Source organism: Agrilactobacillus yilanensis, assembly GCF_003946725.1.
GTDB lineage: Bacteria > Bacillota > Bacilli > Lactobacillales > Lactobacillaceae > Agrilactobacillus > Agrilactobacillus yilanensis.
Genome location: NZ_RHOY01000003.1, coordinates 167,462 through 182,644, shown reverse-complemented (window position 1 = coordinate 182,644; position 15,183 = coordinate 167,462). Strand labels below are relative to the sequence as shown.

Annotated in this window: 14 protein-coding genes; 13 read left to right on the top strand and 1 reads right to left on the bottom strand. The window is 39.6% G+C overall.

The features are described from left to right. Positions 1-147 precede the first annotated feature (147 nt). Positions 148-933 carry a phosphotransferase family protein gene (locus tag EKM93_RS03800; protein WP_125713232.1) on the top strand — a complete coding sequence of 262 codons (786 nt, stop codon included), beginning with the start codon at positions 148-150 and terminating at the stop codon, positions 931-933. A gap of 8 nt (positions 934-941) precedes the next feature. Then, complete coding sequence (trmB, locus tag EKM93_RS03795) at positions 942-1,583, top strand: tRNA (guanosine(46)-N7)-methyltransferase TrmB (RefSeq protein ID WP_125713231.1); 642 nt, start codon at positions 942-944, stop codon at positions 1,581-1,583. Positions 1,584-1,631: 48 nt separating this feature from the next. Here trmB and EKM93_RS03790 read toward each other — a convergent pair whose 3' ends face one another. Further along, positions 1,632-1,946, bottom strand: a complete 315-nt coding sequence (locus EKM93_RS03790; protein WP_125713229.1) for a hypothetical protein — start codon at positions 1,944-1,946, stop codon at positions 1,632-1,634. Between the two features lie 131 nt (positions 1,947-2,077). On the opposite strand from EKM93_RS03790, the gene EKM93_RS03785 reads away from it, so the two are divergent. The 11 genes from EKM93_RS03785 to dnaI all read left to right on the top strand — a co-directional run bounded on the left by EKM93_RS03785 (position 2,078) and on the right by dnaI (position 14,878). Then, complete coding sequence (locus tag EKM93_RS03785) at positions 2,078-2,401, top strand: thioredoxin family protein (protein ID WP_225423616.1); 324 nt, start codon at positions 2,078-2,080, stop codon at positions 2,399-2,401. A 24-nt stretch (positions 2,402-2,425) separates the two neighbouring features. Continuing rightward, positions 2,426-3,061 carry a YtpR family tRNA-binding protein gene (gene ytpR, locus EKM93_RS03780; RefSeq protein WP_125713225.1) on the top strand — a complete coding sequence of 212 codons (636 nt, stop codon included), beginning with the start codon at positions 2,426-2,428 and terminating at the stop codon, positions 3,059-3,061. Between the two features lie 148 nt (positions 3,062-3,209). Next, positions 3,210-5,561: a DNA translocase FtsK gene (locus EKM93_RS03775; RefSeq protein ID WP_125713223.1), complete on the top strand. Its 2,352-nt coding sequence runs from the start codon at positions 3,210-3,212 to the stop codon at positions 5,559-5,561. An 18-nt stretch (positions 5,562-5,579) separates the two neighbouring features. Next, entirely contained in the window at positions 5,580-6,899 is a 1,320-nt protein-coding gene (gene murC, locus EKM93_RS03770; protein ID WP_125713221.1) for a UDP-N-acetylmuramate--L-alanine ligase, read from the top strand. Positions 6,900-6,982: 83 nt separating this feature from the next. Continuing rightward, the gene (locus tag EKM93_RS03765; protein WP_125713219.1) at positions 6,983-7,696 is read left to right on the top strand and encodes a Bax inhibitor-1/YccA family protein; all 714 of its coding nucleotides are present in this window, start codon (positions 6,983-6,985) and stop codon (positions 7,694-7,696) included. A 158-nt stretch (positions 7,697-7,854) separates the two neighbouring features. Further along, complete coding sequence (gene polA, locus EKM93_RS03760) at positions 7,855-10,518, top strand: DNA polymerase I (RefSeq protein ID WP_125713217.1); 2,664 nt, start codon at positions 7,855-7,857, stop codon at positions 10,516-10,518. Positions 10,519-10,526: 8 nt separating this feature from the next. Further along, complete coding sequence (gene mutM, locus EKM93_RS03755; protein ID WP_125713215.1) at positions 10,527-11,354, top strand: DNA-formamidopyrimidine glycosylase; 828 nt, start codon at positions 10,527-10,529, stop codon at positions 11,352-11,354. A gap of 5 nt (positions 11,355-11,359) precedes the next feature. Then, complete coding sequence (gene coaE / locus EKM93_RS03750) at positions 11,360-11,959, top strand: dephospho-CoA kinase (RefSeq protein ID WP_125713391.1); 600 nt, start codon at positions 11,360-11,362, stop codon at positions 11,957-11,959. 113 nt (positions 11,960-12,072) lie between these two features. After that, positions 12,073-12,567: a transcriptional regulator NrdR gene (gene nrdR, locus EKM93_RS03745; protein ID WP_125713213.1), complete on the top strand. Its 495-nt coding sequence runs from the start codon at positions 12,073-12,075 to the stop codon at positions 12,565-12,567. 12 nt (positions 12,568-12,579) lie between these two features. After that, positions 12,580-13,935: a DnaD domain protein gene (locus EKM93_RS03740; protein WP_125713211.1), complete on the top strand. Its 1,356-nt coding sequence runs from the start codon at positions 12,580-12,582 to the stop codon at positions 13,933-13,935. Between the two features lie 19 nt (positions 13,936-13,954). Continuing rightward, complete coding sequence (dnaI, locus tag EKM93_RS03735; protein WP_125713210.1) at positions 13,955-14,878, top strand: primosomal protein DnaI; 924 nt, start codon at positions 13,955-13,957, stop codon at positions 14,876-14,878. Positions 14,879-15,183 lie beyond the last annotated feature (305 nt).

The following is a 15,183-nucleotide window of genomic DNA, read 5'->3' as shown; positions in this document are numbered from 1 at the left end:
AACGAATTGCGTGGGTTCAATTCGATGGTAACGTGTTGATCACAACACAATAAAAGTTAAACTTTAGCTTTTAAAGTTAGATAATTTAAAATCAAGGTTGAGATGAAGTAAGTTTTATCCTAGCCGTTACAAGAGGAGTTTGACTGTATGGCTTTTGGACTCAGTCAAAATTGGAAAGTAGAATCTGCTGGGGGCAGTACAGGGAATGCTTTTGTAGGTATTCATACTGGCAAAGATAAGATATTTTTGAAACGGAATACATCACCATTTTTAGCGGCTTTATCTGCAGAGGGCATTACCCCTAAGTTATTGTGGACAAAGCGTTTATCAAACGGGGATGTTATTACGGCCCAAGAGTGGATCAATGGCTGGACTTTAACAAAAACGGAAATGGCATCTGATGCAACGGCACAGTTACTCGCTAAAGTTCACAGTTCCAATTTATTAAAAAACATGTTGGAAAAAATCGGTGGCAGTTTCGTAACACCGGACCAAATGCTGCAGCAATTGACACAACAAATTCAAAATCAAGTAGAAATCCAAGGCGCGATTAGCGCAGGATTGCATTGGTTAGAGTTGCATACGTTACAAATTCCAGTCTCCAGCTATCGTGTTTGTCATGGAGACCTGAATAAGAAAAACTGGTTAAAAACAAAGACAGGCGCACTTTATTTAGTGGATTGGGATCAAGCAATGCTTGCAGATCCAATTTATGATTTAACAACTGTTTTAATGAGCTATATTCCTTTCAAAAACTGGGGTCAGTGGTTGGAAAAGTATGGTTTGAAATTAGATGAATTTCTGATGCAGCGTATACAATGGTATGCTATTTTACAGCAAATTAATGACATTAGTTTGGCTTACACCCAGACGCAGCAAACAGAAGCAACACAAATAAAAAAATTAAACACATTGATTAATGAGAAGAAATAGGAGTTTTTATGCGATTAAGAAATAAACCATGGGCTAAGGAATTGATTGAAGCCCATAGTGAGTATATTTTAGTACAGCCCAAAGATAGTCAAGGTCAATGGCAGGCGCGTTTTGCCAAACCACAGCCGTTATATGTTGAAGTAGGCTCTGGTAAAGGACAGTTTATTGTTGAGATGGCTAAAGCCTTGCCACAATATAATTTTATTGCGATGGATGTTCAAAAAGCGGCCATTGCTATGATTTTGAAAAAGCAAGTTGAAGAAAAATTACCAAATTTGCAATTGCTTTTGGCCAACGGGGCTAGTTTAACGGAATACTTTGCTGAAGATGAAGTGGCGCATATTTATTTGAATTTTTCAGATCCATGGCCTAAAACACGCCATGAAAAGCGCCGCTTGACTTATCGTAATTTTTTGAAACAATACCAAACAATTATGAAGCCAAAGGGCATGTTAGAATTTAAAACTGATAATCTTGGCTTATTTCAATATTCGTTGGTTAGTTTGAGTCAATATGGGATGACATTAGATTTTGTGGCCTTAGATCTGCACCATGATGACCGGGTAACCTTTAATATTGAAACCGAATATGAGGCTAAATTTGCCAAAAAAGGACAGCCGATTTATCAATTGAAGGCAACGTTCAATTAAAAAAGACTGAACACAAATATGTCCAGTCTCTAGATTTAAATAATGGCATTAAATTTTATAAACGTCTAATAGTTCACCGGTTGTGGCATCTGCTGCAAATTGATATTGTCTTAAAACATCATCTTCCATTCGAGTGACACCGCCAAAGTAAGCTTTTGTAAGGTGGGTTTGATCAGAATAAGGTTCGATATCTTCTTCAATCCAGGCGCCTTCAATTGGGCCTTCTCGAAGAAACAATGCTTTGACATGATCTAAAATTTGTGCGCGTTTTTGCTGCTTGCGAGCTTGATAACTATAGACTAAGCTACTGCCTAATAATGTCCCCGCTAAAAAGCCATAGCCATAATATTTACTTTTTGTCATACGCTGCCTCCTAACATCTGTTTCCTTATATCTTAATATAACTTGAGGTAAATTCAAACAAAATCATTTAATTATTTACTTACTTATAGTAAACTTAAGGTTAGAAACTTATAAATGGGATGGTGATTGTTGTGAAACAATTAGAAAATTTAACCGATGAAACATTAGAAGAATTAACCAAGACCGGGAAGCATATGTTTTTATTTACAGCTTCTTGGTGTGGGGACTGCCGGGCATTGGCCCCATCGTTACCAGAAATCGAAGCAGAACATCCGGATTATGATTTCATTTCGGTTGATCGTGATAAATTTATGGATTTAGCACAAAAATGGCAGATTTTTGGCATTCCATCTTTTGTTGCTACAAAAGACGGTAAAGAAATCGGTCGTTATGTTAATAAAGAACGCAAAACTAAGAAACAAGTCACTGACTTTATCAATACATTACCACAATAGAATCAAGTTAAAGGAGCTTTAAATATGCTAATTGCAAGTTATAATCGAAAAGCACTGGGGGATGTTTTAATCACTGTTTTAGCACCAGATAAACCGGTGCAAGCAGTCGCTCAAAAGGGGGATGTTGTCCGTATCTATGACCCTGAAACAAACCAAAGCTTAGGCTATAATTTTTTCAATATTACAGATTATCTGCCAAATTTATCAGTTAATGGCCAAGTTGCGGTTAACGCTAAATTTGTAAATACATTAACGCAAATTCTTGAAAAAAACGGTTTTGAAGCAGATCTTGAAAATGACGAGACACCTAAGTTTGTAATTGGTTACGTTCAAACCTTAAAAGCACATCCCGATTCCGATCACCTGCATGTGGCACAAGTTGAAGTTGATGGCGGGCAAATGTTACAGATCGTTTGCGGCGCACCCAATATTGAACAAGGACAAAAAGTCGTTGTGGCAAAAGTTGGCGCAATGATGCCAGACGGCGCCATTATCTGGCCCGGTAGTTTACGCGGTGTTGCTTCTGATGGTATGATCTGTGCCGCACGGGAATTAGATTTGCCAAACGCACCGCAAGCTCGGGGCATTTTAGTGCTCAGTGATGATATTGAAGTCGGCAGTCCATTTGATTTTGAAAAAGCCGGCCAAATTTTTGTGTAACGACTGAAGGCTATTTTAAATAAGCTATGCATAAAGTTGGGTCAAAAAGTTAAATTTTGACCTAGCTTTTTTGTTTGTCTGTTAAAAGCGCTACTTTCATCAAGCGAGTTGTTATATAATGTTAATTGACTATGAAAGGGGGAGAACTATGTCACATTATGATGGCCCAGCTTTTTATCGAAAACAAGAAAAACTTAAAAAGCGGTCTACAAAAAATGAAGTCATTGATGTGTTGCCAGAAGATGTTGAAGTCACAGTGCCCCCTGAAGCACAAACAAATGTGAACCCTGAGAAAACATCCCAGCCGAAAACACAATTAAAGGCGCCGGCCACTGAAGAAACACCAGAGGTTAGTGCCTTTAGAAATTCAGCGAAAACACATGTGGTTACTTATAATCGAGCTTTAAGTGAACAACGCTTTTATCAACAAATTTTAGCTGCTTTAGAAAAAACAAGCGCAAGTTATTATCTGTTTGATACAGCGGTTGTGGCGGAAGCTAACGAGCCAATTCGGATAAATTATATTTCCATTGATGACAAAAATAATGACACCGCAGCACCAATAAAAACACAACCAGAGCCAACAAAAGCGGCGATAGCGCAAGAGCCAGTAGAACCAACCGCAAAAACGGCTGAAACACCATTAGTTCAAACGGCTGCAAGTGAAGCACACGATCAACCAAGGCCGCTAGAGACGGCAACAGCATCAGACTCAAAAGCAGCCGTTTCAAAAGCCGAAGAATCCGTTAAACCGGTTGAAAAAACCAATTCAATGCGTAATGTGATAACACCAAAGCCAGAACTAAAATCAGAACCAAAACCAGAACCACAAACGGTGCCCGTTGCTAAATTAGAGACACCAACTAAGACACCTGCACCAAAAGCACCCGTTGCCCAATCTATCGCGCAACGTCAGCTTGAAAAATTACAAGCACAATTGACACAAAAAAGTACAGCGGTAACTAGCCCTAAAGTACCGCCAGTGACAGCTGCTTTACCAGAAAAGAAAACGCCTGTAAAATCTGAAAATGAGCGGAAAGTAAGGTCATTTACCACGACACCGCCACCGGATACTTCAGAGCTGACCTATCAATTCCCAGCCTTAACGCTTTTACCAGCACCAACAGCTGATCAAGTCCCAGATATGCATCAATGGGCGGAACAGCAAAAAGAAACATTGGATGAAACTTTAGAAGCCTTTCATGTGGCTGGTAATGTGGCTAAATATACAATTGGACCAACGGTTACGCAATTTGAAGTTGCTTTAGATCGTGGGGTTAAAGTTAGCAAAATCACCAATTTGAATGATGACTTAAGATTGGCTTTAGCGGCTAAAGATATCCGAATCGAAGCCCCTATTCCTGGTCGCAGTACGGTGGGGATTGAAATTCCTAATCTCAAATCTCGACCGGTATTGTTGTCAGAAGTCATTGGGTCCACGGCTTTTAAAGAAAGTCAATCACCGCTAACTGTTGCACTAGGGGTTAATTTATTCGGACAGCCAATTATTGGTGATTTGGCCAAAATGCCCCATGCTTTAATTGCCGGCTCCACCGGTTCTGGTAAGAGTGTTTTCATCAATTCATTGTTAACCTCAATTATGTATAAAGCCACACCAGAGCAAGTTAAACTATTGCTGATTGATCCAAAAGTTGTAGAATTGGCGCCTTATAACGGGTTACCACATCTCTTGGCACCGGTTGTTTCGGATACAAGAGAAGCTTCAGCAGCCTTAGAATGGACTGTAGATGAGATGGAAAAACGTTATCAGCGGTTTGCTGCAGCTAGTGTCCGGAATATTGAACAATTTAATGAAAAAGCGCAGACTTCTGGGCGTAACGGCTTGAAGATGGCGTACATTGTGGTCATTATTGATGAATTGGCAGATTTGATGATGTCTGCATCTAATGATGTTCAAGATAGTATTGCCCGGATCACCCAAAAGGCACGGGCTGCCGGCATTCATTTAATTGTTGCAACCCAGCGGCCTAGCGTGGATGTGGTCACCGGTACGATCAAAAATAACATTCCTACAAGAATTGCATTTATGGTTTCCAGTCAAATTGATTCGCGAACGATTATTGATGCGAGTGGTGCTGAACGACTATTAGGCCGAGGGGATATGCTTTATTTAGGGAATGGTCAAAATCATCCGATTCGACTGCAGGGCACATTTATTGATAATGAGATTGATGCTGTTATTGATTTTGTGAAGCAGCAACGGCCTAGTGCTTATCAATTTAAGCCCAATGACCTGCTGAAAAAATCCATTGCCAAGTCTCAAGAAGATGATTTAATGCCACAAATTTTAGATTATTTGACGACAGAAAAAACAATTTCTACCTCTAAATTACAGCGTACTTTTAATATTGGTTATAATCGTGCAGCGAATATCATTGAAGATTTAGAAGCACATAACTATATCGGCCAAGCCCAAGGTTCAAAGCCACGGGATGTCTTTTTTGACCGGCAGGATTTAGAAAAAATTAAAGAATCTTAATAAGGAGTTTTTATTGTAATGACAAAGCCTTCAATTTATTATTTTATTGGTATCAAAGGAACTGGGATGGCTGCCTTGGCCTTAATTTTGCATGATATGGGTGAGACGGTTGCCGGCTCAGATATTAGTAAACATACTTTTACACAGGGGCCATTAGAAGCTGCCGGGATACCGATTTATGATTTTTCTGAAGCGAATCTTAAGGATAATATGATTGTTATTGCAGGGAATGCTTTTAATGATGATCAAATTGAAATTCAACAAGCCAAGACAATGGGCTTACCTTTTTATCGCTATCACGAATATGTGGGTAAATTAATGGCGAATTACACAAGTATTGGCGTTGCCGGTACCCATGGCAAAACAAGTACCACTGGTTTGTTAGCCCATGTGCTAAAGGGCATTGATAAAACAGCTTATTTGATTGGTGATGGCATGGGCAAAGGCCTTAAAGATGCACGCTTTTTTGTCTTCGAAGCCGACGAATATCGCCGTCATTTCTTAGCTTATCATCCAGATTACCTGATCATGACCAACATTGATTTTGATCATCCAGATTGCTACAAAGATATTGATGATGTGGTAGCTGCTTTTCAAACAGAGGCCAATCAAGTTCAAAAAGCATTGTTTGTCTGGGGTGACGATGAACATCTTAAAAAGATAACAGCCAATGTGCCAATTTATTCTTATGGCTTAAAAGATACTGATGATTTCCAAGCGGTAAACATCAAACGGACAACGACTGGTTCTGAGTTTGATGCCTTGCATCATGGTAAAAATATTGGACATTACAGTGTCCCATTATTTGGTGAACACAGTATTTTGAATAGTCTAGCCGTCGTCGGCATTAGCTATCTTGAAAAAATTGATGCTGCCAAATTAGCTGCAGAATTTTTAACTTACAAAGGTGCAAAACGGCGCTTTGCGGAAAAGGATATTGCAGACATTAAGATTATTGATGACTATGCCCACCATCCCTCTGAAATCAATGCAACGTTAGATGCGGCACGGCAAAAATTCCCAGATCGTCAAATCATTGCCGTTTTTCAGCCCCACACTTATTCTAGATTACAAGCCCTATTAGAAGGCTTTGTACAAAGTTTGAGCAAAGCAGATATCGTCTATCTGACAGATATTTTTGGCTCTATTCGCGAAAACTCTGGCAACATTACCATTCAAGATTTAACCGATCGTTTGCCAAATGGTGGCGAAGTCTTAAAAGTTGACGATATGTCTCCATTATTGCAGTATCATAATGCCGTGGTTGTTTTCATGGGGGCTGGCGATATTCCAAAATATGAAGTGGCCTATGAAGACTTGTTAAAAAATGAAAAATAGGTATTAAGGCCGATGGTTTGCTGGTAAAATTAATTTATAATTGAACCAGTTTATAATTTTGAAAGAAAAAAGGAGCGCTATCTATGCAACAAGTACCTTCGAGAGAAATTGTCGCTAAAGATGCTGGTTTGAGCCGTTTTTTCTCCCGGGTCTACAGTTACATGGCTGCGGGTGTCCTAGTATCGGCTTTAGTCTCATTTTTAGCTTTAACCACATTTAGAGCACAATATAGTGCCTTGTTACAAAGCAGTCCAGCAATTTTATGGATTTTGATGATTGCAGAAATCGGGATGGTTTTTGGCTTTAGAGCAACTGCCAAACGATCTAGTTCTGCGAATGCCGCTTTGTTTTTTGCCTTTTCAGCAGTGAACGGGCTGGTGTTGTCAGTGACGTTATCTTATTATCGCGTGGCAGATATTACGGTAGCCTTTGTGACTGGGGCGGCTTTATTCGTCGCTTTAGCAATTGTCGGCTATGTTACTAAACGGAATTTAAGTCGAATCGGTCAAATGGCAATGGCTATGCTGATCGGTTTAATTTTAGCCTCTGTGATCAACTTATTTGTTGGTTCAGGCTTCATGCAACTCTTAATGTCTTATGCCGGCGTAGTGATCTTTTCACTATTAACAGCTTATGACAACCAAATGTTAAAACAAGTTTATTACCAAGCAACGAATAGTGGTGCTGAAATCAACTTAAATACAATTGCCATTATGGGTGCCTTGAATTTGTATCTTGATTTCATCAATATGTTCTTATACATTTTACAAATTTTTGGTTTCAGTAATAGCGATTAATAAACAGGATTTTAAAAACTCGGTGGCAGTTTTCTGCGTGTACGCCGAGCTTTTTTTATACCGTTTTTTCAGAGCCTGCAAGGTATGTTAGAATATAAAGTGACCTTATAGTAATCAAAAGAAAATAAAATAGATTTCTTTCAGAAAGTAGGTATCCCGTGAAAAAGAATAAAAAATTGTTGTTAATTGATGGTAACTCATTAATGTTTCGGGCATTTTTTGCCTTACACAATGTTTTGGATAAGTTTACAAATCAAGATGGGCTGCATACGAATGCGATTTATGCCTTTAAAAATATGTTGGATAGCATTTTAAAATCCGTTGAGCCAACTCATATTTTAGTGGCTTTTGATGCTGGGAAGACAACTTTTAGAACGGCTAAATTTGACGATTACAAAAGTGGTCGGGCTAAGATGCCTAGTGAACTCGCAGAACAATTACCTTACATGCGGGAGTTTTTAGAATGTTACGGTGTCAAGTGGTACGAACTGCCCAACTTTGAAGCCGATGATATTGTGGGTACAATGGCTAAGCGCGCTGAAGCAGAGGGCTTTAAGGTAACCATTGTAACCGGGGATCGGGATTTGACGCAATTGACAACCGCCAATACAACTGTGGCAGTGACCGTCAAAGGGGTTAATCAACTGGAAACCTATACACCTGAACACGTCCAAGAAAAATTAGGCATTACGCCAGCACAAATTGTGGATATGAAGGGCTTAATGGGGGATACTTCGGATAATTATCCTGGGGTTACTAAAGTCGGCGAAAAAACAGCTTTAAAATTGCTGGCTGAATATGGTTCTATGGCCAATTTATATGACCATGTTGATGAAATGAAAAAAAGTAAGTTAAAAGAAAACCTAATTAATGATAAAGACCAGGCATTTATGAGCCGAGATTTGGCACAAATTAAAACAGATGCTCCGGTAGAGCTGGCATTAGAAGATTTGGCTTATAACGGCGTGAATTTAGAGGCTTTGACCGCATTTTACAAAGCGATGGATTTTAATGCCTTTTTGAGTCAGTTGAATGTCACAGAAGCCGTTGCCGAAACGGCAGCCAAAGCTTTGGACTATCAAATTTTAACCAAAGACAATTTACAATTGATTACCGCATTAACTGGACCTCAAAGTTTTACAATTGAAATGCTAGATGATAATTATCATACGGCACAATTGGATGGTTTTGTTATCGGGGATGACCAACATTGGTATGTCTCAAATGATGTGACGTTGCTGCAGACACCAGAATTAACCGCTTTTTTAGAGAATTCTGAAAAAACGAAATACGTGTTTGATTTAAAACGAACTTACGTGGCCTTGAACCGGTTAAATATTAAATTAGCCGGGGCAACCTTCGATCTATTGTTGGCTTCTTATTTGTTGAATACCAATAATAATAGTAATGATCTCGGGGATGTTGCCCAACTTCATGGTTACACCGGGGTACAAACCGATGAAGCCATTTATGGTAAAGGTGCTAAACGTGCATTGCCTGAAGATCAGGCGGTCTATTTTGACCATCTTGCAAAAAAGGCAAAGGCTGTTTTTGAATTACGGCAGCAACTCATGAAAGAATTAGATGCCCATCAGCAGACGGATTTATTTCAAAACTTAGAAATGCCGCTTGCTTTAGTATTGGCAGATATGGAAATCGCCGGTATTACGGTGGATGCACAACGGCTTGTAAAAATGCAAGGGGAATTTAAGACGCGATTAGCAGCGATTGAAACTGAAATCTACACGATTGCCGGGACAGAATTTAATATCAATTCACCAAAGCAATTAAGTCAGATTTTATTTGAAAAACTGCAGCTGCCAGTGATTAAAAAAACAAAAACAGGGTATTCTACCTCCGTAGAAGTTTTAGAAAAGCTCCGAACAGCGTCACCAATTATTGACCAGATTTTAAACTATCGACAAATTTCAAAGATTCAGTCCACTTATGTCACGGGCTTATTAAAACAAATTCATCCCGATCATAAAGTCCATACCCGTTACATGCAGACCTTAACCCAAACTGGTCGGCTTTCTTCCGTGGATCCAAATCTACAAAATATCCCGGTGCGTATTGAAGAAGGTCGACAAATTCGCCAAGCCTTTGTGCCCAGACATCCAGATTGGGAAATTTTTTCTTCAGATTATTCACAAGTGGAATTACGGGTATTGGCCCACATTTCTGGAGATAAAAATATGCAAGCAGCGTTTAAAGAAAATCGTGATATTCATGCGAATACCGCAATGAAGATATTTGGACTCAGTGATCCTAGTGAAGTTACTCCAAATATGCGGCGCCAAGCTAAAGCCACAAACTTCGGGATTGTCTATGGCATTAGTGATTATGGCCTGTCACAAAACATTGGTATTACGCGAAAGCAAGCCAAACAATTTATTGAAGCTTACTTTGAACAGTATCCAAAAGTTAAAGCATGGATGGATGAAATTGTTAAAACTGCCCGGGAGCAGGGCTATGTAGAAACATTGATGCATCGGCGTCGGTATTTGCCAGAAATTCATTCTAAGAACTTCAATCTCCGTTCTTTTGCTGAAAGAACCGCAATGAATACGCCAATTCAAGGCAGTGCTGCGGATATTATCAAAGTAGCGATGATTAATATGGTTCAAAAACTACAAGATTCTGATTTAAAGGCTGTCATGCTGTTGCAAGTACATGATGAACTTATTTTTGAAGCGCCAAAATCAGAAATTCCAATTTTAGAACAATTAGTCCCTAGTGTCATGGATTCAGCAGTTTCATTGGCCGTGCCATTGAAAGTTGATTCCGGTCATGGGGCAACTTGGTACGATGTTAAAGGTTAGGTGAAAGCATGCCAGAATTACCAGAAGTAGAAACAGTCCGTCAAGGGTTACTAAAGTTAGTCCAATCTAAAAAAATTGCCAAAGTCACAGTACTGTGGCCTAGAATTGTAACGAATGATTTAACAGAGTTTGATCAAAGATTAAGCGGACAGACGATTGAAACCATTGATCGACGGGGAAAATATTTGTTGTTTCGTTTATCCAATCATTTGACGCTGGTCAGCCATTTACGGATGGAAGGCAAGTATCATTTAGAAGCAGCTGGCGTACCTCCTGAAAAACATACCCATGTTATCTTTGAATTCACCGATGGCCAACAACTTTTTTATAATGATGTCCGTAAATTTGGGCGGATGACCTTGGGCGACACGGGATTTGAAAAGCAATTATCCGGCATTCAAGCCCTAGGACCAGAGCCACTTTCTCCAGAATTTACAATACCTGCGTTTAAAGCCGCCTTAAAGCGCCGGCATAAAAACATCAAATCCGCCTTATTAGATCAGCATAGTGTGGCTGGTTTAGGAAATATCTATGTGGATGAAGTTTTATGGCTTAGTAAAATTCATCCCTTACAGCCGGCCAATTCATTGACTGATGCGGAAATCAGCGCATTGTTTAGCGCCATTCGTGAAGAAATGAAAATTGCCATTGAAGCCGGTGGAACGACGATTCGTTCGTACGTTGACGCTGCAGGGCATCAAGGTCATTTTCAATTACAGCTGCATGTTTATGGTCATCAAGGGGATCCTTGTGAACGATGTGGTACCACAATTGAGAAATTCAAAGTCGGCGGTCGAGGGACGCATATTTGTCCAAAAGAACAACAGCTGAGGTGAAGAAAATGACTTATGTTTTAGGCTTAACGGGTAGTATCGCCACTGGTAAATCTACGGTATCTCAAATTTTTAAAAGCTATGGCTTTCCGGTGGTAGATGCCGATATTATTGCGCATGAAGTTGTGGCACCAGGCACACCAGGTTTAAAAAATATTGTTGAAAATTTTGGCCCAGAAATTTTACAAGCTGATGGTCAATTGGATCGTAAAAAATTAGGGCAGATTGTTTTTGCAGATGAAAATAAACGGCAATTATTAAATCGCTTAAACGGCCATTTAATTCGTCAAGAAATTTTTAAACAAGTCGCTGATTTACGGGCGCAAAAACAGCCCTTAATTATATTAGATATTCCGCTTTTGTATGAATCTCATTATGAAGAATATACAGATGGGGTTATGGTTGCCTATGTGCCAGAAGCGTTACAAATAAAACGGCTGATGGCTCGGGATGGGTACAACGAAACCGACGCAAGACATCGGATAGAGAGTCAAATAAATATCGAAGAAAAACGTCAGTTAGCTGATTTTTATACGGATAACAGTGGTGATATTGAAATGCTAAAAGCGCAGATTCAGCGGTTTTTACAGACACATAATTTTATTTAAATCGGTGCCAACTTAAGTAGGACTTGCATATTACTGCAATTTACGCTATTTTAGTACTACAATTTGATTAATATTCGTATTTTAATGCTTGGAATATATTAGGAGAGATAGTTATGATTTGCCCACATTGTCACCACAACAGTTCTCGGGTCATTGATAGTCGACCAACTGACGAAGGTCGCGTGATTCGGCGTCGCCGAGAATGTGAAAATTGCGGTTATCGTTTTACAACTTTTGAAAGAATTGAACAAACACCATTATTGGTGATTAAAAAAGATGGTACTCGAGAAGAATTTAATCGAGAAAAAATATTAAGAGGCGTTGTCCGGGCAGCTGAAAAACGACCGGTTTCAATGGAACAGATGACAGAACTCGTCGATCAAGTGGAGAATCAAATCCGGGCAACCGGCGATACCGAAATTAAATCCGTTGAAATTGGGAACTATGTCATGCATCTATTAGCTTATATTGATGATGTGGCCTATATCCGTTTTGCCAGTGTTTATCGGGAATTTAAAGATATGAATGGCTTTATGGAAGAAGTTCAAGAAATGATGGAGCGCGGCCGACGCGGTTCAGATGCACAAGAATCAAAATCATCAGAGTAGAAGGTGTCTGTAATGAATGGGCAAGATGTACAATTTTCGCCTCGAGATGGTTTTTTAGTCACCCATGCAGGCTATTTTAATGATGCCCAGCAAAACTATTTAATTTATTTATACCAACCTATTTTAGGGCCAGTCGCAGTGGGCCTATATAATACATTAAAAACTTTAGAAAATCCGTCTGCATTGCGTTCGCAGCGACCAATGCATCGAATTTTATTGGATTATATGAGTGTGGATTTAGTCGCAATTGAAGCTGCGCGGCGGCGCTTAGAAGCGATGGGATTGTTGCGGACATTTACTAATGAAGACGTCATTGGTAAATATTTTGTTTATGAATTATATCCGCCACTGACCCCAGACGTTTTTTTTAAGGATGATTTACTAAGTTTATTGTTGGTGCAAACCATTGGACAACGCGCTTTTGATGATTTGGCAACACGGTTTCAGCTGCATCCAGTTACTAAAGATTTGACTGAAATTACGGCTAATTTTTCAAATGTTTTCCCAGAAATTGTTGCGCGGGCAGTTCAGACACCTACAGAACTGCAGCAGACAAAAAAACAGATGACATTAAAGCAAAGACCAGCAGTTGCCTATTCAGAAGCAGATTTGGATACCTTTGATTGGGATTTTCTCCAAAATTTGTTAGCTAAATTCCAAGTGACAAAAGCAGAGTTAACGAAACATCAACAAGTGATTTATCAATTACATCACTTTTATGGTATTGATGAAACAACAATGGCGAATTTGATTGCGAATACTTTGGATATAGTCACTGATGAAATTAATATTAAAAAGTTAGAAAGCCTGACATTAGCAGAATATACACAAACACAAGGCAGTCAAGTAAAAATGGCGCCGGAGCCAGAGACCCCAACCCCACCTCAGACATCAGCTTCACAAAGCGATGCACCTACAGCGCAGGCGGATAGTACCCAAGAATTGGTGGCCCAAGCGCAGCGATTAAGTGTTTTTGACTTTTTAGCTTGGCAGAAGCAAGTGCTGGGTGGCTTTGTTGGTAAGGGTGAAACCCGGGTTTTACGGGAATTACAAAGCCGCCATATCTTTTCAGATCAAATTTTAAACATGTTGACCTATGCCAATTTGCATACGGCTGGAGCCACAACGGTTACCCAAGCCTTCACAGATAGTGTGGCCAACGATTGGCTGCAGCATCATATAACGACGCCTGAAGCTGCTTTAAAACGGATTCAAGAGCGGCAGTACACCAAACTAGGAAAAACGGCTAAAACGAACAATAATAGCCGGCAGAATTATCGCACCACGAGTCCTACTAAAACCGTAGAACCAATCCCTTCATGGTTTAAAGAACAAACGTCAGCAACATCTGAAGCAGACGATTCCTAACTAAAAAAGAGGTGATATTGTGAAAAACTTGCAAGATCAACTGGCGGAATATATGGATAAACGTAAATTGAATGAAAATTATGAAAAAGTGATGCACGAGACTTTACGTTATCCTGATGTGCTAACATTTTTATCAAAACATAAAGCAGAATTAGGGGCCAATGCGATTGAAAAAAGTGCTTCTAAACTGTATGAATTTGTGCGGGAAAAACAAAAAGCAGAGCGGGGCGAGGTTGGCTTAGTACCGGGGTATTTACCAGAATTAATCATCAGTAATGGCCTCATTGATGTTTCTTATGTACCTTCTAAAAAAACCATTGCCCGGAACCAGCAAAATGCCCTGGCAAAACGGGTCATGCGGATTAATATGCCTAAAGACATCGAAACCGCTACTTTAGCAGGGTACACTATTACACCTGGGCGGCAAGCGGCTTTGACGGCAGCGCAAAATTTTGTGCATGAATTTTGTGCGGCCCCAACTATTTTTCATAAAGGGCTTTATCTTCATGGCGCTTTTGGCGTGGGTAAAACTTATTTATTAGGGGCCATTGCCAATGCCTTGGCGGAAGCCGGGTATTCTTCGTTAATGCTGCACTTTCCCACTTTATCAGTGGAAATGAAAGGTGCGATTAAAGATAATTCAGTGATTACTAAAATTGAAAGCATCAAACGCGCACAAATTTTGATGTTGGATGATATTGGCGCAGATACGGCCAATGCTTGGATTCGGGATGATATTTTAGGGGTTATTTTGCAATATAGAATGCAAGAACAGTTGCCAACTTTTTTCACATCGAATTTTTCAATGGCAGAACTTGAAGCGTATTTGACCAATAGTGCAAAAGGCCGTGAGCCGATTAAGGCAAGGCGAATCATGGAGCGTGTTCAATACTTAACAACAGAAATCGAAGTGGCTGGGATTAATCGGCGCTTTGAAAACTAATTGGTCAACAGGGCTTGCATGAAAATCAAAATCGTGGTTTAATAGTCTGTGAATTGAGAGACATGTTATTTAAGGAAGCAGAGAGTCACGGCTTGGCTGAAACCGGCGACAGTAAAAACCTTAAAGTAATACCACTCTCAGGTTTTCGATCGAATTTATTGCGGTCTGCTACCGTTATCAGCAAAGAGTGAAAATCAAACTGATTTTAATGTGGGTGGAACCGCGCATATATAGCGTCCCTAAGATAATTTTTAATTATCTTAGGGCTTTTTTTATCCACAATTTGCTGCAGCAATTAAAGTCAG